This window comes from Brevibacterium sp. S22 (genome assembly GCF_004745485.1).
Classification (GTDB): domain Bacteria; phylum Actinomycetota; class Actinomycetes; order Actinomycetales; family Brevibacteriaceae; genus Brevibacterium.
Genome location: NZ_RHFG01000005.1, coordinates 1 through 21789, shown reverse-complemented (window position 1 = coordinate 21789; position 21789 = coordinate 1). Strand labels below are relative to the sequence as shown.

The following is a 21789-nucleotide window of genomic DNA, read 5'->3' as shown; positions in this document are numbered from 1 at the left end:
CCTCAGACTGGGCTACCGGCAGACTCTGGCCTCTCGTGCGCGCAGCCTCGGTGTGGGTGGGCGTCCCGTGTGAGCAGCCTCGGTGTGGGTGAGGGAAACCTGAGGACGTTGGGACCGAGGCGAAAGTAGACTGGTGCGCATGCGTTTCACCCGCCCGAATTCTTCCTCACCACGTGCCGTGGTCCTGAGCGTCCTCGCCGCCGTTGCCGCACTGCTGGTGCTTGCCGCCCAGCTCGTCCACTCCCCCGCACCTGCGCAGGCGGTTCCCTCACCGGCGGAATCGACGGCACCGGCGTATGTCAGCCCCGACGACCTCGGCGATGATGCGAAGCCGCCGAAGCCGACGGGCACCTCCTGGCTCGTGGGCGACCTCGACTCCGGAGAGCTGCATGTGGCGAAGAACGTGGAGAAGCGGCACGCTCCGGCCTCGACGATCAAACTGCTCACGGCTCTGGCACTCGTCGACGAGTTCGACGACAAGAAGAAGAAAGTGACCGCCGAGTTCGAGGACATGGAAGTCGATGGGACGAAGGTCGGTCTCATGCAGACGAACAAGTACTCCATCGATCTGCTCTTCCACGCGATGCTGATGTCGAGTGCCAATGATGCCGCGAATGCTCTGGGCCGAGCAGTCGGCGGGCAGGACAAGGCCGTGAAGCTCATGAACGAAAAGGCGGCGGAGCTGGGCCTGTCGAACACACAGGCGAAGAACACCTCGGGCCTCGACGCCAAGGGCCAGTACACGACGGCCGAGGATCTGATGAAGCTCGCGTGGGCCGTGTGTGAGAACGACTATCTGATGAAGGTCATCGGGACGGAGACCTATAAGTTCCCGGGCGGGAAGAACCCGCAGACGAAAGAGAAATTCAAGGGATACGAGATCCAGAACCATACGAAGATCGTCGGTCAGGTCGACGGCGGGCTGGGTCTGAAGAACGGATTCACTCGGGCGGCGAAGGGATCCTATGTGGCCGTGGCCGAACGTGACGGTCACCGGGTGGCTGCGACGATGCTCGGCATCGACAACAACTCCCGCCAGGTCGCCGAGGACCTCCTCGAATGGGATTTCGCTCAGAAGGACCCGAAATCTCTGCAGTCCGTTCCCGTAGGAGTTCAGGCCACCGCCGAGGCGGCCCCCACGCCCCCTGGCACCGACAGTGACGCAGGCGGTGCCACCGAGCCCCAGACCGGACAGACGACAGCCGAAGAGGCGGACGATTCCGCGAGTTCCGACCTCGGTGCGCGTTCGCTGCAGGCCGCACTCGACAACCCCTTGGCCCTCGGCCTCCTGGCGGCCGGGGTGGTCCTGCTGATCCTCACCGCGGTGCTCTGGACGCGGCTGCGCAATCGCGCACCAGGACGTCGCTGACGCCCATCGTCCACGTGCGTTGTCGTGGCTGACTGACGTCGTCTGTTATCGTGATTCACTGGTGTCGTCCGTTGGCGTGGTTCACTGACCGCTGTCCCCGACACCACCGACGGTATTCGCTGACCCGCGATGTGTTGTGTGTGACATCGAGTGGACATCACCTGCAGGAACAGGATATGCTGTTTCTTTGCGTTCGAAGTTGTCCGCATTCATCGAACCGATCGTTGCGTTGCTCCTGACGACAGGCTTTTGAAGTCGTAGGCCCCGATCATGGTTTGACTTTGCAGATGAATGTTCCGGACACCGTGTCTCTTCGAAACGCAGATCCCCATTGGCGATCACCCAGTCGCCGACTTCAGAACCTGACGAATAGCGTGCGTAGTTGCCTGCTATTCACAACCGAAGAAAGGAGGGAACCATGTCTGAGTTCCCACAGTGGGTCCAGCGCGGACTCATCCACGCAGGAATGATCGATCCCCAGATCAGCCACCAGACTCCTGGTGAGATCACGATCGAGGATGCGACCGGCCGCCTCGTGCTGTTCACCGGCACGTCGCTGCGTGAGATCACGCCGATGGCCGCCGCCTGAACGTGTGATCTCCTGATCGCTTGAACCACAGAAGACGCCCACTCGCTGCCGGGTTTTACGCAGCGGGTGGGCGCTGCTCATTCACTTCGGTCCTCAGCCGCCAGGTCTGCCCCAGCCGACGATCACCATAAGCATGCCCATTCGCTCGGCGCATCGATTCCCGATAATGTGAGTGCCGAAGACCTCCCGACCCCCTTCAACTATGTCTGACCTTCGTACTGATTCCGCGAATCTGAGCGCTCCCCTCGCGACGTCAACCCGATTTCAGCATCTCGAGGGGATCCGCGGGTTCTCCATCGCCTTGGTCGTCGTCTTCCATGTCTTCATCGGACGCGTCTCCTCCGGGGTGGATGTGTTCCTCTTCCTCGGCGGCACACTCCTCCTGTCTTCACAGATCCGCAACGCCGATCGCCTCGATGGACGTTCCTTCACTCAATCGGTGCTGCGCGTCCTCCTGCGCCTCCTCCCTGCACTCCTCGCAGTCGTCGCCGCAACCGTCGGCGGAGTCCTCATCTTCTACCCGCACTTGGATTGGGGACAGTGGCTGACGGATGCTTCAGCCGCCGCGAGCTTCTGGATCAACTGGCGTTTCGTCTCTCTCGGTTCCGATTACGATGCAGCGGGGATCGACAGCAGTCCCCTGCAGCACCTGTGGTCGATGTCGGTCCAGTTCCAAATCTATATTGCGATCATCGCACTCGTCTTCGCCTCACGTGGCCGTTCGGCACGGGTGCGGATGCGTCCACTGGTGTGGATCATCGCCCTGCTGTCGATGCTCTCGCTCCTCTGTGCGACCTGGATGACCCTCGCCGGCGATCAGGGGGTGAACTACTACTCGACCTTCTCGCGCTTCTGGGAGATCGGTGCCGGTGCGCTCCTCGGCCTGGTGCTGTTCGACGCCGAGCGCATCCGGGACTCATCATGGCCACGGTGGCTCAGTGCCGTGCTGTCATGGGTCGGAGTGGTCATGATCTTCTCCGTCGGGCTGTTCTTCGACGGTGCCGAGCAGTTCCCGGGACCGCTGACTCTCGTCCCCCTCCTCGGTGCTCTGCTTCTCATCGGGGCCGGGCTCGTTCGCCAGAGGAAGCCGCCGATCATCATCCGAGTTTTGGAGTCGGCACCGCTGACCCGCCTCGGCACGATCGCCTACTCCTTGTACCTGTGGCATTGGCCGCTGCTCATCCTCACCGTCAGAGTCACCGGCATCGATGCGAAGAACCCTCTCGTCGGCGTCCCGGTGATTCTCGCTTCTCTGCTGCTGGCCGAGCTCACGCATCGGTGGTTGGAAACTCCTCTGCGCCAGCGGACGGGGCCGGGGCCGCTGCCTCTCGCTGTCCGCCGGGCGCGGGTCGGTATGGCGGCGGTTCTGGTCTTCCTCCTCGTCTCTCCCCCGGCCTGGGCTGCTGGCCTGGTCGCGAACAGGATCTATGTCGAGCACACGATCAAGGCGGTCGTTGCTGAAGGCCGTCCCGACTCCTACCCGGGCGCTGGCGAGATCCTCGACGGAATCGAACCACGCACCGATGTGCCGATCATGCCGGGACTGGCCTCACGGGACCCGATGATGCCACCGACGGAGGCCGACCGATGCACGACCCCGCAGAGCGACGACTCGATCATCTTCGACAAAGGCGACGCCGATCCGTGCTCGTACGGGGACACCGACTCGGAGCGATCGCTGTATGTCGTCGGCGGGTCACACAGCGAACAGTGGATCGGAGCCCTCGACATCATCGGCAAGCGCCGAGGCATCCGGATCGTGCCGTTCACCCGTGCCGGCTGCCCTCTGTACTACAGTCCCGCAGATGAACCGAAGTGCATCTCGTGGTCACGAAAGGTCGAAGAACACATCAGAATGCATCCGCCGTCGGAGGGCATCTTCATGTCCTCGACCAGACCCAACGGAGAGCAGGAGGAGGAGCCTGACTACGTCCCGGACGAGTACATCGACGTCTTCGAGCGTCTGGCCGAAGAGGGGAACACGATCTTCGCCGTTCGCGACAATCCGTGGCTGCAACTTCGCGACGGCGAGCATGTCGACCCGCGTGTCTGCGTCGGCGAGGACCCGAGCCGACGTTCATGCACCGTCCCCGCGAAGTCGGTTCTGGCCGAAGCCAACCCCGCCGAGGAAGTCTTCGATACCGACAGCTTCATCCATCTCGACTTGAGCGAATCACTCATCCAAGACGATCAGGTCCAGCCGGTGATCGGCAATGTCCTGGTCTTCCGTGACTGGAATCATCTGACTCATCAGTATGTGCGCACTCTGGCCACGGAGGTCGAACGGCAGATGTTCCCAGACGCCGATTCATAGCTGACCCCACCGGATGCAGTGCCTGCGGTCATCAGCTCCCGGGCCGCGGCAGTCTCCGATCGATCGCCCTCTGCAGCCGGCTGCGCTTCGACCCCGTCCCTCCGGGCCCACAGCTCCCCGCACCTCCGGTCAGGACCGTTCGACGTGAGATCCGACCTGAGCCGAGGAGTGGAACCGGGTGTTCGATCCGTGCCCGGTCGACCGGCAGTGGTCTCATCGAGCTCTCCGAGGCTTCTCGCTGTTGACCGCGCTGTGTGCCGACGAGCAGAACAGCGGCCGACCCCAGCATTCCTGCCGGGGTCGGCCGCTGTTCTGTCACTGCCGAGGGCAGTGTTCGAGCCCTGGGCTTCAGAAGTCCCAGTCGTCGTCCTCGGTGTTCTCGGCCTTGCCGATGACGTAGGACGATCCCGAACCGGAGAAGAAGTCGTGGTTCTCATCGCTGCCGGGTGAGAGAGCCGCAAGGATGGCCGGATTGACCTTCGTGACCTCCTTGGGGAACATCGCTTCGTAGCCGAGGTTCATCAGCGCCTTGTTGGCGTTGTAGTGGAGGAACATCTTGCAGTCCTCGGACAGCCCCACCGGATCGTAGATGTCGTGAGTGTAGGCGACCTCGTTCTCGTAGAGCTCGAAGAGGAGGTTCATCGTGTAGTCCTTGAGCTCCTGCTTGCGCTCCTCGGACTGCGACTCCAGGCTCCTCTGATACTTGTAGCCGATGTAGTAGCCGTGCACAGCCTCGTCGCGGATGATCAGACGGATGAGGTCAGCGGTGTTCGTCAGTTTGGCGTGTGCCGACCAGTACATGGGCAGGTAGAAGCCGGAGTAGAAGAGGAACGACTCGAGCAGCGTCGAAGCGACCTTGCGCTTGAGCGGATCGTCACCCCGGTAGTAGCTGAGGATGATATCGGCCTTGGACTGCAGGTATTTGTTCTCACGCGACCAGCGGAAGGCCTCGTCGATCTCCTTCGTCGAGCACAGAGTCGAGAAGATCGAGGAGTACGACTTCGCGTGCACGCTCTCCATGAACGCGATGTTCGTCAGCACGGCCTCTTCGTGCGGGGTCACCGCATCTGGGATGAGCGAGATCGCGCCGACGGTGCCCTGGATCGTGTCGAGCAGGGTCAGACCGGTGAAGACGCGCATCGTCAGTGTCTTCTCATCGTCGGTCAGAGTCGCCCAGGACTGGATGTCGTTGCTCAGCGGGACCTTCTCCGGCAGCCAGAAGTTGCCGGTCAGGCGATCCCAGACCTCATCATCGATCGGATCGACGACGCGGTTCCAGTTGATGGCGTCGACATGCGATGCCAGAGTCAGATTCTCCAACGCTTTCTCTCTTCCCAAAGTGTTGTTCGTCGTGAGTACGAGTCGTCTGCACAGCAGACGAAAATCATCTGTGCAGGCCCAGTCAGCAGGGGGCCCGCACGAAGCCGGCGGACCGATTCACATCGGTCCGCCGACTCCATTGATCAGAGCATGCAGGAAACGCAGCCTTCGACCTCCGTGCCCTGCAGCGCGAGCTGCCGGAGCCGGATGTAGTAGATGGTCTTGATTCCCTTGCGCCAGGCGTAGATCTGCGCCTTGTTGATGTCACGTGTGGTGGCGGTGTCCATGAAGAACAGAGTCAGCGACAGACCCTGATCCACGTGCTTCGTAGCCTCGGCGTATGTATCGATGATCTTCTCGTAGCCGATCTCGTAGGCATCCTGGTAGTACTCGAGGTTGTCGTTGTCCATGAAGGGAGCCGGGTAGTACACACGACCGACCTTGCCCTCCTTGCGGATTTCGATCTTCGAGGCCACCGGGTGGATCGACGAGGTCGAGTTGTTGATGTACGAGATCGAACCGGTCGGCGGCACGGCCTGGAGGTTCTGGTTGTAGATGCCGTGCTCGGCCACTTGAGCCTTGAGCTCGCGCCAGTCGTCCTGCGTAGGGATGTGCACGTCCGCTTCGGAGAACAGTTCGGACACACGTGCAGTCCGCGGCTGCCAGACCTCGTCGGTGTACTTGTCGAAGTATTCGCCCGAGGCGTACTTCGACCGCTCGAAGCCGGCGAAGGTCTCACCGCGCTCCTTCGCGATCTCCATCGACGCCCGCACACAGTGGTAGGCGACGGTGTAGAAGTACATGTTCGTGAAGTCCAGGCCCTCATCGGAGCCGTAGTAGATGTGCTCGCGAGCCAGGTAGCCGTGGAGGTTCATCTGTCCCAGGCCGATGGCATGCGACATGTCGTTGCCGCGTGCGATCGAAGGCACGGACTGGATGTTCGAGGTCTCGGCGACGGCGGTGAGTCCGCGGATCGCAGTTTCGATGGTCTGACCGAAGTTGTTCGAGTCCATCGTCAGAGCGATATTGAGCGAACCGAGGTTGCAGGAGATGTCCTTGCCGATCTCGTCATAGCCGAGGTCATCGTCGTACTTGCTGGGTTCGGAGACCTGGAGGATCTCCGAGCACAGGTTCGACATGATGATCTTGCCGTCGATCGGATTCGCCTTGTTGACGGTGTCCTCGAACATCACATACGGATAGCCGGACTCGAACTGGATCTCGGCCAGAGTCTGGAAGAACTCGCGGGCATTGATCTTCTTCTTCTTGATCGCCGCGTTGTCGACGAGCTCGGTGTACTTCTCGGTGACGTTGATATCGGAGAAGGGCACACCGTAGACGCGTTCGACGTCGTAGGGGCTGAAGAGGTACATGTCCTCGTTGCGCTTGGCCAGATCGAAGGTGATGTCCGGGATCACGACGCCCAGCGAAAGAGTCTTGATCCGGATCTTCTCATCGGCGTTCTCGCGCTTGGTGTCGAGGAAGTTGTAGATGTCGGGGTGGTGGGCGTGCAGGTACACGGCACCGGCACCCTGACGGGCTCCGAGCTGATTCGCGTAGGAGAACGAATCCTCAAGCAGCTTCATCACAGGGATGACGCCGGAGGACTGGTTCTCGATCTTCTTGATCGGGGCACCGGACTCGCGGATGTTCGTCAGAGCGAAGGCCACACCGCCGCCGCGCTTGGACAGCTGCAGAGCGGAGTTGATGGAGCGGCCGATCGACTCCATATTGTCTTCGATGCGCAGCAGGAAGCAGGAGACGAGCTCGCCGCGCTGCTTCTTGCCGGCGTTGAGGAACGTCGGGGTGGCCGGCTGGAAACGACCGGAGATGATCTCGTCGACGAGCTGCACGGCCAGCGTCTCGTCCCCGCGAGCCAGGAAGAGAGCGACCATGACGACGCGGTCCTCGAAGCGTTCGAGGTAACGCTTTCCGTCGAAGGTCTTGAGCGTATAGGAGGTGTAGAACTTGAAGGCGCCGAGGAAGGTCTGGAAGCGGAACTTCTGATCGTAGGCGCGCTTCGACAGCCCCTCGATGAACTCGAAGGAGTACTGCTCAAGGACCTCGGGCTCGTAGTAGTCCTTCTCGACGAGGTAGTCGAGCTTCTCCTTGAGGTTGTGGAAGAAGACGGTGTTGTTGTTCACGTGCTGCAGGAAGTACTGCCGAGCAGCCTGTTTATCGCGCTCGAACTGGATCCTGCCGTCCTCGTCGTACAAGTTCAGCATCGCGTTGAGCGCGTGGTAATCCAGATCCGTCTCTTCGCGGATGATGTCCTCTACATTGCGGTCTTCAGCGAGCTCGCGCACAGTTTGTCCAATCCTTGGTTAACAGCGTCGACATCCTCCTGGGTGCCCAGGAGTTCGACTCGATACATGAGGGGTACTTGGCACTTTGCCGCGACCTTGAAAGCCGCGCGGCAATAGTCCTCGCCGAAGTTCGTGTTTCCGGCACCGATGACACCGACCAGATGGCGCCGGTTCTCTTCGACATTGAGGAATTTGATGACTTGTTTGGGAACAGCCCCGCGATTGCGACCGGCCCCATAGGTGGGGGTGACGAGAACGAATGGTTCATCCACTCGCAGCGTCGGCTCCTTGGTCAACGTCGGCAACCGCACTGCCGGGTGACGCAGCTTGCCGACGAAGCGGTGCGTGTACTCGGAGTTGGCAGAGAAGTAGACCAGCAGCATTGTCAGGCCACGACAGAAGCTGACTGCTCGCCGGTCAGGGTGGCGATCTTGTCCGGACGGAAGCCCGACCAGTGGTCGTTGTCGGTGACGACGACGGGAGCCTGCATGTAGCCCATGGCCTTGACGACGTCGAGGGCGTTCTCGTCGACGCTGAGATCGACCGACTTGTACTTCAGGCCCTTGGCGTCGAGCGCGCGGTAGGTGGCGTTGCACTGGACGCAAGCCGGCTTGGTGTACACGGTGATCATGACGACTCCTTCATTCTGCTGTGCAGTTCGGCATTCTGATGGCTGTGACCGTGTCCCGTCAACTGCTCGATCATGATGAAGATCACGAGACGCAGGCTCAGGGATGACCACTAGATGTTGTGTTCGGGTTAGACCTTACCCCTATATCCAGTGTTACACCAGTGTCATTCGAAGGTTCCACAGCCTGTGTCTTCACCGTCCACAATCGTCCACAGGCAGCGAACGACACGCATGTAGTTCGATCACCTGCGCGGACACTGACCTCGACGGCTTTCGAGCCGATTTTCGGCCCATTCCTCAGCATCGTTTTCCACCGCTTTCCACAGGAAAAAATTTTGCCTGTGGGCATGTCGCGGAACCATCGATCGACGATTCCGAACCTCTTCGTGCGGTGCCGGTCACGTCGAGACGGAGGCGATCATCACATCGCCGCTCTGCCGCGGTGCGAGCCGCGGTCGGCCGCCTCGGTGATGGTGGTCTTCTCCGGATGAGGCCGGGGTTTCTCTTCGCTGCCTCCCTCCATTCCTCTGCTGGTCCTAACGACGCTACAGCTCGGTCCTGACATGAGATGTCTCCGCCGTGAATGGCGGGTGGCGAAGCGTCGAAGGCGGGACGAGGCGGCGGGTGTGTCAGCACTGCAACGTCGTCGGCTGTTCCATGTCAGAGCCAGCCAATATGCTGGAGACCACACGCATGCACCACAACTGCGTGTTCGAACGATCACAGTGACACCGAGAGGCTGAGGAACCATGACGGCAACCGCACCGGCGAACACGCAGGAGATCGCGCACGCACAGACGATCCTCAAGGCCCTCGAGTCCTATCTCGACCATTTCGTCGTCGGGCAGCAGCGGCTGCGCGAGTCTCTGCTCATCGGGCTCCTCTCCAGCGGTCACCTGCTGTTGGAGAGCGTGCCGGGCCTGGCGAAGACCACGGCGGCTGCCGCCCTGGCCAATGCCGTGGACGGAAAGTTCTCGCGCATCCAGTGCACCCCGGATCTGCTGCCGGCCGACATCATCGGCTCGCAGATCTACAATGCGCACGAAGGTTCGTTCAATACCGTTCTCGGTCCGGTGCATGCGAACATCGTCCTCCTCGACGAGATCAACCGGTCATCAGCGAAGACCCAGTCGGCGATGCTCGAAGCCATGCAGGAGAAGCAGACGACCATCGGCGGCAAACGGTTCGAACTCCCTCGTCCCTTCCTCGTCATGGCCACACAGAACCCGATCGAGCAGGAAGGCACCTACCAGCTTCCCGAAGCTCAGCTCGACCGGTTCATGATCAAGGACCTGCTCACCCATCCGAGTCCCGGCGAAGAGGTCGAGATCCTCTCCCGCCTCGACTCCGGAGTCTTCGACAAGGATTCGGTGCCCGATCCGGCCTGCTCACTCGACGATGTCGTGACCATGCAGAGCTATGCCCGCACCGTCTACATCGACCCGGCCATCACCCGCTACCTCGTCGAGCTCGTCCACGCCACCCGCAATACCGCGAAGTACCTCGGACGATTCGCCCCGTTCATCGAATACGGCGCCAGCCCGCGTGCCTCCATCGCCTTCACGAACGCCGGACGGGCACTGGCGATGATCCGCGGCCGCAACTACGTCATCCCCGAAGACATCAAGGACCTCGCCCACCGAGTGCTGGCTCACCGCATCCAGCTCGGCTTCGAAGCCGCCGCCGAGAACATCACGAGCGCCCAGATCGTCGATGCCCTCCTCATGGCCGTGCCCACCCCCTGAGCGGCGATACCGATGACTGTCCTGCTCAATCGCATCAAGGCGCGGATGACCATCCACGCCCACCGGCGGACCCGGCGTCTGCTCGACGGCGACTACTCCTCTGTCTTCCATGGCCACAGCCTCGACTTCGACGACCTGCGCGACTACATCCCCGGTGACGAGATCCGCGACATCGACTGGAAAGCCACCGCCAGACACACGGAACCACTGGTCAAACGCTATGTCGCTCACCGACGGCACATCCTCGGACTCGTCGTCGACACCTCCCGGAACTTCGACGCCGTCACCTCCGCCGGAGCCGACAAACGCCACCTGGCCATTCTCATGGCCGGGATGGTCGGCTACCTCGCCGTCCGGCATGCCGACGACGTGATGCTCATCCACGGCCATGCCGACCACACCACCGCATCCCCGCGGAAGGGCAGCGAAGCCCACCTCGAACACCTCCTGCAGCAGATCCTCGCCGAAACCGGCAACGCTTCCCCCGGATCGATCAACACCCAACTGCAGTGGATCACCAGCCACATCACCCATCGGATGCTGCTGGTCGTCATCTCCGATCAGGCTCCGCTGGGGCCGGAGGCCGAAGCGACGATCCGTCGGCTGCGCGCCCAACACGAGGTCCTGTGGATCACGATCACCGACGCGGACCTCGCCGGACTGCCGGCCGCCTCAGCGCCGTTCGACGTCGCCCGACCCGAACACGGTCTGCCCGCCTCGGTGATGGCGAAACCCGAAGTCAGACAGGAATTCGCCCTCGCCGAGGCGGCGCGCCGTCAGCAGCGCATCGACCTTCTCGCGAAGCTGGGCATCGCCCATATCGAAATCGATCATCCGAAGTCGGCCCTCGGCCGGCTCCACACTCTTCTGCTGAGGCATCGCCGTGGGCCCCGCTGAGCTGATCGGACCTCTGGAGGTCTCACCGGCGTGGTACGCGGCAGCCTGCCTTGTGCTGCTGCTGGTGCTCGGGAACTTCTTCGCCCCGCTCTTCCGCGCGGCGGCCGGAGCCACCGCGTCGGCTGGGCCGCGCATCCCGATTCCCGTGCGCAGCACCTACCTCTCGCGCATCAGTGCAGTGGAGACCGGTTTGAGCACGGAGTCGGCGGACGTGCGCGAGTCGGCACGTCAGCTGGCGAAGATCGTGCGGGAATTCGCCCATGACGCATGGGGCGTCAAAGCCGAGCATCTGACTTACCGGGATGCGTCCGTCGCCGGTCTCGACGACCTCGCGGACTGCCTGCTCGGCCTCTATGAGGCGGAGTTCGCCGAAGCCGAACCGGCCGGTCTGCAGCCGCAGATCGCCGAGGCCCGGAAGTTGGTGGCGCGATGGTCCTGATGTTCTGGTGGCTGGCGCTCATCCTCCTGGCCCTCGCCGCAGCCGCAGTGTTCTTCTTCCGCCGGCCGAAGTCGACGGAGTCCTCGTTGGCCGTGGCCCACAGCGGGCGCATGACCAGCCTGCCGAGTTTCCGTCGGGCCATGCGCAGACGGCTGGTCACCACGGTCGCCCTCCTCGGCGTCGTCGTGCTCACCGGGCTTTCGGCACTCGCGGGGATCGCGCGCCCGGCCTGGGTCGAGACGGTCAACCCGGAGCGGAAGATGCGCGATGTCATGCTCTGCCTCGACGTGTCCGGGTCGATGCTCGGCTACGATGCCGATCTGCTCGAGTCCTATCAGGAGCTCGTCGACCGCTTCGACGGCGAACGCATCGGCCTGACCGTGTTCAATTCCACCGCGGTCTCCGCGTTCCCGCTCACCGACGACTATGACATGGTCCAGAACTTCCTCGCCGAGGCCGAGGACGGGTTCCGCACCTGGGGTGCCGAGGGCACCGACTACTCGTGGTCGACCTCACCTCCGAACATCGGCGGCTCCTCCCTCATCGGCGACGGGCTCGTCAGCTGCGTCGACAACTTCGACCGGAAAGACGAGGAGCGGTCACGGTCGATCATCTTCGCCACCGACAACATGCTCGCCGGTGATCCGCTGTTCGAACTCAACGAGGCCGCCGACATCGCCGTCGATGCGAACGTCCGCGTCTACAGCCTCTCCCCTCCCTCGGTGCTGACGACCACCCAGACGAAGGAGCTGCGTTCCGTGTCCGACCGCACCGGCGGCGAACAGTTCGACATGGGCTCGGCCTCGACGATCGACCGCATCGTCGAAGAGATCCAGAGCCAGGAAGCGGCGAACACTCCCGGTCGTTCGTACACGATCGTCCACGATATGCCGGTGATCCCTCTCGGACTCGCCGTCTTCGGACTCGCCGGGGTCTTCGTGCTGGCATGGAGGACGAAATCATGATCTTCGATCCCGTCTTCTCCTGGTTCGGCTGGGGCTTCGTCGTCCTCGCCCTGCTCACCGTGTGCATCATCCCGGCGATCCGCGGCGACGGAGCGCGCTGGAAGTGGTTCGCCCGGATGGGTGTCGTCGCCGTGCTCGCTGTCGCACTGGCTCGCCCGGGCATCCCGATCAAATCGTCGACCGAGGAGTACGAGGCGCGTGCCGATGTGTACTTCGTCGTCGACGTGACGACATCGATGGCCGCCGAGGACTTCGACGGGGACGAGCCGCGCCTCGAAGGGGTCAAGGAGGATATGCTCGAACTCGCTGATGCCTTCCCCGGCACCCGGCTGAGCATCATCACCTTCGCCTCGACCGCGGCCACCGTGATGCCGCTGACGACCGATCATGCCGCTTTCGCCTCCGCCGTCGACGTCCTCGACCCCGAGTCGTCGCTGAACTCCAAGGGGTCTTCGATCACCGAGGCCGGTGAGGAGCTCGAAAAGCGGATGACCTCCAACGATGAGGACCGTCCGGACAACAAGAACGTCGTCTTCTACTTCGGCGACGGTGAGCAGACCGTATCGGAGACACCGGATTCGTGGTCGTCCTTCGCCTCCCGCATCGACAGCGGAGCCGTATTCGGCTACGGCACCGAAGAAGGCGGGAAGATGCGCGACCGACAGCCGTTCGGCTACGGATCCGGTGTCGGTGATCCCGGCAATGCTCCCGGCCTCGGTGACCCCGACGATCCCAGCGACGATCAGGCGCCAGACGAATACATCCAGGACCGCAACGGCAATCCGGGGGTCTCGAAGATCGATGAGGGCAATCTGCGCCGGATCGCCTCGGACCTCGGCGTCGACTACCACCACCGCGACGGAGATGGTGCGATCTCCAGCGTCTACACCGCTCCGAAATACGATCAGGCCCTGGTGAAGAAGGACGGTCGGGTCACCGTCGACGAATACTATTGGGTCCCTCTCATCCTCGTCTTCGCGTGGATCGCCGTGGAACTCGTCTTCGGAGTCCGCGAATATCTTCGCCTCAAGGCGATCACCCCGAAGCGCCCTCGCCGAGGCGGCCCGCCTGGTCCCGGCGGCCCGGTTCCCTACCCGCCTGTGCCCAGCCGACAGGGAGGTCCGCGATGAACCGCGTGAAGAATCTGTGGTCGCGTCTGCGCCGGATCACGAAGATCAACCTCATCCTCGGCATGATCTTCGCCCTGCTGTTCGGCTATATCGCGATGGCCACCTATTTCGGAACCGCCTCGCAGGTCCGATACACCTCGAATGACTTTCCCGGAGCGAAGAAGGCGGCGACGGCGTTCCTTCGGGTCAGCCCGATCCAACGCCATATCGGCTATTTCAATCGCGGCACCGCCGAGGCGGCCGTCGGCGATTTCGATGCAGCCCAAACCGATCTCGAAGCCGCTTTGGAGATCGCTCCGACCTCGGCCGAATGTGCGGTGCGGATCAATCTGTCCTATGTCTATGAGAAGCAGGCAGATGAGATCGCCTCACAGGACCCCGATCAGTCACAGGAACTCTACGACCGTTCGTTGAAGACCCTCGATGACGCTCCCGAGGAGTGCCAGCCGAAGAAGAGCGAAGAGAAGCAGAAGAGCAACCAGGCGAAGGAGCGCGTCGAGGACAAGAAGCAGGGCGAGAAGGCCAAGGAAGAGGGAACCGACGACAGCGATTCCGAAGAGGATGAGAAGGATCAGGACTCCGGGGACGACGAGTCGTCCGGCGAAGAGAGCCAGGATCCGGGCGAAGACGAGAAGTCGGACGATTCCTCGGGCAAGTCCGAGCGTGAGCAGAAACGTGACGAACTGGAGAAGCGCCGGGAAGACTCCGAACGACAGCAGCGCCAGCAGGGTCCCGGCGGCGACGGCGGCCGGTCGACCCCGGAGAAGCCGTGGTGATCGCCATCGAGTTCGCCTGATCTCTCCAGTCAGTGGCGGCAGCGCTGATCCCCTGTGACATCATGAGTCCATGAACTCCCCCGACCCTGCAGACTCTGCTGTTCCCGATGCCGCCGCACCTGCGGTGGGCGGCTCTTCCTCCCCCGCGAGGCCCGATCCCGCGGCGTCACCGCGTCTGCGGGCCGCTCTGGATACATTCCCGCCCTATATTCCGGGCAAGCCTCCCCGCCGGGTCGCGGGTCTGGAGTCATTCAAACTCTCCTCGAACGAGAACTATCTGCCTCCCCTGCCGGCGGTCCTCGACACCATGGTCGCTCATGCGACGAACCCCGCCCTCTACCCAGACGATGCGGCGCTGGCGCTGCGCCAGGGGTTGGCCGCCCGCCTCGGTGTCGGCCTCGATCAGCTCGTCGTCACCACCGGTGCCAGTGAACTGCTCGTCGCACTGACCCAGATCACCTCGGATGCCACCACCGAGGCGATCTATCCTTGGCCGTCGTTCGAGATGTATCCGCAGACCACCGGGCTCGTCGGTTCCACGCGCCGCGAGGTGTCGCTGACGGCGGACGGGCGCCACGACCTCGACGCGATGGCGGCGGCGATCACAGACCGCACGAGCCTCATCATCCTGTGCTCGCCGAACAATCCGACCGGTCCGGTGCTGCGCGATGTCGAGGTGCGGGCTTTCCTCGATCAGGTGCCTGCCCATGTCCTCGTCGCCCTCGACGAGGCCTATTGGGAGTTCGCCACTGCACCCGGACGTGTGGACGGTCTGAGTCTTGTCCGCGACTATCCGAATCTCGTTCTGCTGCGCACCTTCTCGAAGGCGCACGGACTCGCCGGACTGCGCGTCGGCTACGCCGTCGCCCACCCGCGGGTCGTCGAGGGTCTCCTCAAAGCCGTCATCCCCTTCGGCGTCACCGACCTCAGCCAAGCCGCCGCACTCGAATCCCTCAACCACTGGGACGAAGTGCTCGATCGTGCTGCCCGTATCGGGCACGCACGCGACGTCTTCGCCGATGCCCTGCGGCAGCAGGGATGGGACGTGCCCGAAGCTCAATCGAACTATGTGTGGCTGCCGCTGGGTGAGAAGTCCTCAGCATTCGAAGATGCCTGTGTCGATCAGGCCGTGGCGGTGCGCAACCTCGGTGCCGGTGTGCGCATCAGCATCGGAGAACCCGAAGCTCTCGACCGTGTCCTCGGGATCGCGCAGGCCTTCCGGACCGAACACTTCGGTTAGAGTTCAGCGAGTTCGAGGGCCAGCGACACCGCCTGCACGGTTTCGGAGCGGGAGAGGTCACGGCCGAGCAGCTTCTCGATCTTCGCCAACCGCGCCCGCACCGTATGCCGGTGGACGCCGAGCTCAGCGGCGATGCGTTCCCGTGCCCCGGACGCGGCGATGAAGACCCGCAGAGTCTCCAGCAGCGCCTGACCGCCGCGCGCCCGAAAGAGTTCGCCGAGGACCCGATCGACGAACCGGTCGGCGGCCTCCTCATCGACCGCCGACAGCAGCGCCCTGACCTCGGAGGCCTCCGACTCGTGTTGAGTCCGCCAGAGCATCCACGTGTGGTGGAGCTGCCGCAGCGGCAGCCGCTTCTCCGCAAGCACATCCACGCCGGCGGCTTCGGCGGCCTTCGTCACCAGTTCATCGAGCCCGCACTCCTGCGCGCCGACGACTCCGAGCAGCGAACCGCTGCGGGTGAGCAGACTCCGACCGACGATATCGGCGATGAGGCGTTCGGCGATGTCCCCGCGGACCCCGCCGAAGATGTGCATCCCCACCGTCGCGACCGGAGCCAGCCCCGTCGCCCGGACCCATTCCTCGCGCGCCGCATCGTCACCGAGGTCGGTGTCGAACAGCGGTGAACGACCGGAGGGATCGGGCAGATCTGTCAGCGTCATCGCCAACAGGGCCGAAGCGGTCGAGAGCAGCAGGGCACGCGTCTTCGGAGATCCGGCCGCCTCGGCGGGGGTGAGGATCCATCCGAGCGGATGATCACCCCCGATCGGAACGGCCTCGACGATCCGCGAACCGGTGCGGATCAGGCGCGGCCCTGTCGTCGGTTTCAAGGTCTCCTCGATGAGCGCTGAACGCACATCTGCCTCGGCGTCGTCGCCGCTCAGCGCCCTGCCGGTGGGAGAGACGAACCGGGCCGGCGCCTCCAGCGTCTGGGCCAGATCGGCCACCAGCGCCGCGGGGCCCTCGCCTGCCAGCGCGGTCGCAAAACGACGAGCGGCGCTGCTCGCCCGGGTCAGCTCCCGGTTGGTCTCGGCCTCACGCATCCTGGTGAAGGCGTCGACGACGGCGACGAACGGTACGGGTTCGGGCACGCCGAACAGAGCCAGTCCCGCCTCCTCGGCAGCAGCCTTCAGCTTCGGCGGGACCTGCTGCCACGGCAGGTCGGAGCCCAAACCGATGCCCAATGCATGAACGCCGACAGTCTTGAGACGGCGCACATAGTCCCACACCGTGTCCCCGCCGAGGTCCTGACCGACCCCGATCGTCAGCAGCACCTCACCTCCGGCGAGCCATTCGTCGACCTCCGGCAGCTCCGAGGAATGGACGATCGTGACCTCCTGTTCCGCAGCGGTCGGCGAATCGACGATGACCTCGAGCGCGAGCTCTGCGCGCGACCAGATCTGATCCAGAGTGACCATGCATCCGATTCTATCCACATTGGATAACCAGGATTTCAAATGATCCACTCTGGATATGGGTGTTGTGTGAGCCACGTCCTAGGCTGAGGACACGATCTCCGGCCCGTCCGGGTCGGATCAGCCGCCACGACGAAGGAGAAAGCCAGTGACTTCTCAGCCGCTCGGCCCAGCCGACTACAGCAAGACACCCCGTTACGCAGGGCCCCCGACGTTCGGACTGCTGCCGCGCATCGACGAAGTCGAGGCCCAGCGTCCCGGTGAGAAGATCGACGTCAAGGTCGTCGGCGTCCCCTTCGACGCCGGCGTCAGCTACCGTCCCGGTGCCCGCTTCGGCCCTGCCCACATCCGTCAGTCCTCGAAGCTGCTGCGACCCTACAACCAGGCCACGAACGTCCACCCGTTCACGTGGCAGCAGGTCGCCGACTGCGGTGACCTGGGCGTCAACCCCTTCGACATCGAAGAGGCCATCGCCACTGTCGAAGCCAATGCCGACGCCCTGCGCGCCGACGGGGCCAAGCTGCTCACCCTCGGCGGGGACCATACCCTGGCCCTGCCGAACCTGCGCTCTCTGCACAAGACACACGGCAAGATCGCCGTCCTCCACTTCGATGCGCACCTGGACACCTGGGACACCTACTTCGGCGCCCCTTACACCCACGGCACCCCGTTCCGTCGCGCCAGCGAAGAGGGGCTCATCGATATGACTGCCTCAATGCACGTCGGCATCCGCGGACCGCTCTACGGTCAGAAAGACCTCGAGGACGATGAGGTGCTCGGCTTCCAGGTCATCCGCAGCGACGAGTACCAGTTCACCTCCGTGACCGACGTCGTCGCCCGGATGCGCAGACGCCTCGGCGATGCTCCCGTCTACGTCTCCGTCGACATCGATGTCCTCGACCCGGCGGCCGCCCCCGGCACCGGAACCCCCGAGGCCGGCGGAATGACCAGCCGTGAGCTGCTCAACTCGCTCCGCGGGCTCCAAGGACTCAACATCGTCGGCGCCGAGATCGTCGAGGTCGCCCCTGCCTACGACCATGCCGAAGTCACCGGACTCGCCGCCGCCCATGTCGGCTACGAGATCCTGTCCCTGTGGGCGGCGGAGAACAACGGAGTCAATACTCCCTCCGGTCCATCCGGCGAAGCCCTCGGTATCTGAATGAGCACCGATCAGAACATCCGCAACGGCGGCCGTGCAGTGGTGGCGACGCTGGCCGCCCATGGTGTCGATACGATCTTCGGCATCCCCGGCACCCATAACCTCGAGTTCTACCGGCACCTGCCGGAGTTCGGGATCCGCGCCGTGACTCCCCGCCACGAGCAGGGAGCTGGCTACGGTGCCGACGGGTACTTCCTCGTCTCCGGCAAGCCCGGGGTCGTCATCACGACCTCGGGGCCGGGGCTGACGAACGTCCTCACGGCCGCTGCGACCGCCTATGCGGAGTCCCGTCCCATGCTCATCCTCTCCCCCGGTGTTCCCACCGGGTTCGAGCGCGCCGACGTCGGAATGCTGCACGAGACGAAGGACTCCTCCGGGGCGGTGGGTCGCCTCCTCGTGTCCTCCCAGCGCACCCGCACCGCCGAAGGTGCTGCGCAGGCCGTCGCCGAGGCGTTCGCCATGTTCGACTCCGCCCGCCCCGGACCGGTCCACATCGAGGTTCCCCTCGACGTGCTCGAGGGCGCCTGGAACGGCAGTGTTCCGGCATCGTTCTCAGGGCACCGGCCCGGACTCGATGAGCATATCGTGGCCCGTGCGGCCGAGGTGATCCGTTCGGCGAAGCGTCCGATGGTCATCGCCGGCGGCGGAGCCAGGAGCGCCCACACCGAGGTTGCCAGACTCATCGAAGCCCTCGACGTTCCCCTGGCGACGACAGCCAACGGCAAGGGCATCGTCGCTGAGACGCATCCGCTGTCTTTGGGGTCGAATGTGCGCTTCCCCAGTGTGCAGGCCGAATCAGCGGCTGCCGACGTGCTCATCGTGCTCGGGTCCGAACTGGCCGACTCCGACCTGTGGGGCGGAGTCATCGGTGCGCAGACGAGCATCGGCGTCCGGGATGAGTCTGCCCGGCAGACCGTCATCCGCTGCGATATCGACCCCGACCAGCTGAACAAGAATCTGCCCGGGGACATCCTCGCCTGCGCGGACGCCTCCGAGTTCCTCACCGCGCTCATGAGCGCGCTCGGGTCACCACCGGACATGGCCGCCTCGGCCGGCGACGAAGGGACGGAAACGTCTGGAGCGAACGGCTCGGCCGCCTCGGCGAGGGTTTCCGGTGCCGATCGGGTCGCCCGGATTCGCGAGAGCTGGGGCACCGATTTCGACTTCGATGCGATCGGGGCCAGGGTCACGCGTCTCGTCGCAGAGGGAGCGGGGTCGAACGTCGTCATCTCCGGTGACTCCTCGCAGGTCACCTACGACGGCACGGTGCACGCGCTGACAGCGAGCACGCCCGACCAGCTGCTCTACATGCCCGGATTCGCGACCCTGGGCTACGGCATTCCCGCCGCACTCGGGGCGAAGCTCGCCGATCCCGCGCGGCCGGTCGTGTGCATCCTCGGCGACGGTGCGGCCATGTTCTCCATCCAGGAGCTCATGACCGCGGCCGAGCTGGGATTGGGCATCCCCTTCGTCGTCGTCGACAACGGAGGCTATGCGGAGATCGAGGGTCAGATGGTCGACCGCGACATCGAACCCTTCGCCGTCCGGCTCGCCCGTCCGGACTTCGCGAAGCTCAGTCAGTCCATGGGCGGGGTCGGGGTGACGATCGCCGAGGCGGACATCGACTCCGCCCTGCCCGCGGCCATCGCCGAGGCACTCAACCGCACCGTTCCCACCGTCATTCACATCACCGTCGGCCACTGAGCCGATCCAACAGAGAGGGTCGCTGTGGACTCTTTGGTAGTCATCATCTATCTCGCCGCCATGGTGGGATTCGGAGTCTGGGGCCGATTCAAGGCCCATAACCAGGAGGACTTCTTAGTCGCCGGACGACGCCTCGGCGGTCTGCTGTACACCGGCACGATGTCGGCCGTCGTCCTCGGCGGCGCGTCGACGATCGGCGGTGTGGGCTTGGGCTACACGGCGGGCCTGTCGGGAATGTGGCTCGTGCTGTCGATCGGCCTGGGCATCATCGCGCTCTCGCTGTTCTTCGCCCCGAAGATTCAGAAGCTCGAGATCTACACGGTCTCGCAGATGCTCGAACTCCGCTATGGGAAGGGCTCGAGGTTCGTCTCGGGAGCGATCATGACCGCCTACGGTCTGATGATCTCGACGACGTCGACGGTCGCCTACGCCACGGTCTTCCATGCCCTGTTCGACCTCAACAAGGTGTGGTCGGTGCTCATCGGCGGCGGCATCGTCATCCTCTATTCGATGCTCGGCGGGATGTGGTCGATCACGCTGACGGACTTCGTGCAGTTCTTCATCCAGACGATCGGCATCTTCCTCATCATGCTGCCGGTCGTGCTGTCGAAGTCCGGAGGCATCTCCGAACTGTTCTCCTCGCTGCCTGACACGCACACCTCACCGGTGGGCATCGGCTGGCAGGCGATCCTCGGCTACATCCTCATCTACACCCTCGGCCTGCTCATCGGCCAGGACATCTGGCAGCGCGTATTCACCGCGCGCAGTCCGGGTGTGGCCCGCTGGGGCGGGTTCTCCGCCGGCGTGTACTGCCTGCTCTATGCTGTGGCCGGGGCGCTCATCGGCATGGCAGCGACGAAGATCGTGCCCGGCATCGAGATCCAGGACGATGTGTTCGTCGCCGTCGTCGACGCGTCGATGTCTCCGCTGCTCGGCGGAATCGTCCTCGCAGCGGCGCTGGCCGCGATGATGTCGACGGCTTCGGGCTCGCTCATGGCCGCCTCGACCGTGTGCCGACAGGACATCGTCGAACCGCTGCTGGCACGCAAGGACGTCGCCCCGGTGACGACGGTCGACTCTGACAGGTCGGGCGACGGTGCGGGTGTCGGGTCGGACCCGACCGGCGGTGCAGGGTCGGGTGACGGTGCGGAGGGGGCCGCCTCGGCGAGCGAATCCGGGACGAAATCCACACTGGTGAGATCCCTCGTCCGGGAGACCGGCGATGAGATCCGCGATTCGCGCATCTACCTCATCGGACTCGGTGTCGTCACGCTGGTGCTCGCAATGCTCATGCCCAGCGTCGTCGAGGCCCTCACCGTGGCCTACAACCTGCTGGTCGCCGGCCTGTTCATCCCGATCCTCGGCGGTCTGGTGTTCAAGCGCGGAACGATCGTCGGCGTGATGGCCGGCATGATCCTCGGTGCCGTGACCACCGTGGTCGTCATGATCGTCTCGGGCATCTACGCCGAATCGGCCATCTACCTGGGCCTCATCGCCTCACTGGTCGGGTACCTCGTCGGGTCCTTCGCTTCGAAACCGACCCCTCCCGAGGTCATGGCCGCCTGGAAGGAACGCCTGGGCCGCTGACAGGCTGCCGGGGCGACGCTGCAGCTCCGGGCGGCGCTGGATCATCGCCACTTTCCGTTCGTGCCATCAAGTTCGAGAGCCTGTTGCCGAATGGTTTCGGTTCTGGACCCGAAATTGCAGGAAACCTCAGCGACGTCGAAGTCCCGGCACCCAGACGGTTGGGATCTCGACATAGTCGTCAACGAAACAGCCCTCGGCGCGGT

The 21789-nt window shown here is 63.8% G+C and carries 18 protein-coding genes; 13 read left to right on the top strand and 5 right to left on the bottom strand.

Going from position 1 to position 21789, the window contains the following annotated elements; all coding sequences use genetic code 11:
- Nucleotides 1-139: 139 nt before the first annotated feature.
- The 3 genes from EB835_RS06685 to EB835_RS06680 all read left to right on the top strand — a co-directional run bounded on the left by EB835_RS06685 (nucleotide 140) and on the right by EB835_RS06680 (nucleotide 4272).
- A complete protein-coding gene (locus tag EB835_RS06685) occupies nucleotides 140-1369 on the top strand; it encodes a D-alanyl-D-alanine carboxypeptidase family protein (RefSeq protein WP_135808700.1) in 1230 nt (409 codons plus the stop codon).
- A 418-nt stretch (nucleotides 1370-1787) separates the two neighbouring features.
- Nucleotides 1788-1958 (top strand): hypothetical protein, encoded by a 171-nt coding sequence (locus EB835_RS20260; protein WP_168216650.1) that lies wholly within the window; start codon nucleotides 1788-1790, stop codon nucleotides 1956-1958.
- Nucleotides 1959-2160: 202 nt separating this feature from the next.
- Nucleotides 2161-4272: an acyltransferase family protein gene (locus EB835_RS06680; RefSeq protein ID WP_135808699.1), complete on the top strand. Its 2112-nt coding sequence runs from the start codon at nucleotides 2161-2163 to the stop codon at nucleotides 4270-4272.
- 348 nt (nucleotides 4273-4620) lie between these two features.
- Here the strand turns inward: EB835_RS06680 and nrdF are convergent, their stop codons facing one another.
- From nrdF to nrdH, 4 genes are all read right to left on the bottom strand, one after another.
- Nucleotides 4621-5592 (bottom strand): class 1b ribonucleoside-diphosphate reductase subunit beta, encoded by a 972-nt coding sequence (nrdF, locus tag EB835_RS06675; protein ID WP_135808698.1) that lies wholly within the window; start codon nucleotides 5590-5592, stop codon nucleotides 4621-4623.
- 143 nt (nucleotides 5593-5735) lie between these two features.
- The gene (gene nrdE / locus EB835_RS06670) at nucleotides 5736-7862 is read right to left on the bottom strand and encodes a class 1b ribonucleoside-diphosphate reductase subunit alpha (protein ID WP_240688615.1); all 2127 of its coding nucleotides are present in this window, start codon (nucleotides 7860-7862) and stop codon (nucleotides 5736-5738) included.
- Between the two features lie 5 nt (nucleotides 7863-7867).
- The gene (gene nrdI / locus EB835_RS06665) at nucleotides 7868-8281 is read right to left on the bottom strand and encodes a class Ib ribonucleoside-diphosphate reductase assembly flavoprotein NrdI (RefSeq protein ID WP_135808696.1); all 414 of its coding nucleotides are present in this window, start codon (nucleotides 8279-8281) and stop codon (nucleotides 7868-7870) included.
- Between the two features lie 2 nt (nucleotides 8282-8283).
- Nucleotides 8284-8529 (bottom strand): glutaredoxin-like protein NrdH, encoded by a 246-nt coding sequence (gene nrdH, locus EB835_RS06660; protein WP_025778731.1) that lies wholly within the window; start codon nucleotides 8527-8529, stop codon nucleotides 8284-8286.
- Between the two features lie 749 nt (nucleotides 8530-9278).
- On the opposite strand from nrdH, the gene EB835_RS06655 reads away from it, so the two are divergent.
- From EB835_RS06655 to EB835_RS06625, 7 genes are all read left to right on the top strand, one after another.
- Nucleotides 9279-10274 (top strand): AAA family ATPase, encoded by a 996-nt coding sequence (locus tag EB835_RS06655; RefSeq protein ID WP_135808695.1) that lies wholly within the window; start codon nucleotides 9279-9281, stop codon nucleotides 10272-10274.
- Between the two features lie 12 nt (nucleotides 10275-10286).
- Entirely contained in the window at nucleotides 10287-11171 is an 885-nt protein-coding gene (locus EB835_RS06650; protein ID WP_135808694.1) for a DUF58 domain-containing protein, read from the top strand.
- Nucleotides 11158-11610: a hypothetical protein gene (locus EB835_RS06645; protein WP_135808693.1), complete on the top strand. Its 453-nt coding sequence runs from the start codon at nucleotides 11158-11160 to the stop codon at nucleotides 11608-11610. The genes EB835_RS06650 and EB835_RS06645 overlap by 14 nt, the downstream gene beginning before the upstream one ends.
- Nucleotides 11601-12575, top strand: a complete 975-nt coding sequence (locus tag EB835_RS06640) for a vWA domain-containing protein (protein ID WP_135808692.1) — start codon at nucleotides 11601-11603, stop codon at nucleotides 12573-12575. Before EB835_RS06645 ends, EB835_RS06640 begins: the two co-directional genes overlap by 10 nt.
- On the top strand, nucleotides 12572-13705 hold the full coding sequence (locus EB835_RS06635; RefSeq protein ID WP_135808691.1) for a vWA domain-containing protein: 1134 nt from the start codon (nucleotides 12572-12574) through the stop codon (nucleotides 13703-13705). The genes EB835_RS06640 and EB835_RS06635 overlap by 4 nt, the downstream gene beginning before the upstream one ends.
- Nucleotides 13702-14481, top strand: a complete 780-nt coding sequence (locus EB835_RS06630; protein ID WP_135808690.1) for a hypothetical protein — start codon at nucleotides 13702-13704, stop codon at nucleotides 14479-14481. The genes EB835_RS06635 and EB835_RS06630 overlap by 4 nt, the downstream gene beginning before the upstream one ends.
- Before the next feature lie 70 nt (nucleotides 14482-14551).
- Nucleotides 14552-15721, top strand: coding sequence for a histidinol-phosphate transaminase (locus tag EB835_RS06625; RefSeq protein WP_135808689.1), 1170 nt, complete (start codon nucleotides 14552-14554; stop codon nucleotides 15719-15721).
- Here EB835_RS06625 and EB835_RS06620 read toward each other — a convergent pair.
- Entirely contained in the window at nucleotides 15718-17139 is a 1422-nt protein-coding gene (locus EB835_RS06620) for a helix-turn-helix domain-containing protein (RefSeq protein ID WP_135808688.1), read from the bottom strand. The two genes, EB835_RS06625 and EB835_RS06620, sit on opposite strands and share 4 nt — an antisense overlap.
- 145 nt (nucleotides 17140-17284) lie before the next feature.
- On the opposite strand from EB835_RS06620, the gene speB reads away from it, so the two are divergent.
- From speB to EB835_RS06605, 3 genes are read left to right on the top strand one after another with little or no spacing between them, the layout of a single operon-like run.
- On the top strand, nucleotides 17285-18295 hold the full coding sequence (gene speB / locus EB835_RS06615; RefSeq protein WP_135808687.1) for an agmatinase: 1011 nt from the start codon (nucleotides 17285-17287) through the stop codon (nucleotides 18293-18295).
- Nucleotides 18296-19999 carry a thiamine pyrophosphate-binding protein gene (locus EB835_RS06610; RefSeq protein WP_135808686.1) on the top strand — a complete coding sequence of 568 codons (1704 nt, stop codon included), beginning with the start codon at nucleotides 18296-18298 and terminating at the stop codon, nucleotides 19997-19999.
- Nucleotides 20000-20023: 24 nt separating this feature from the next.
- Entirely contained in the window at nucleotides 20024-21586 is a 1563-nt protein-coding gene (locus EB835_RS06605; protein ID WP_135808685.1) for a sodium:solute symporter family protein, read from the top strand.
- Nucleotides 21587-21789 lie beyond the last annotated feature (203 nt).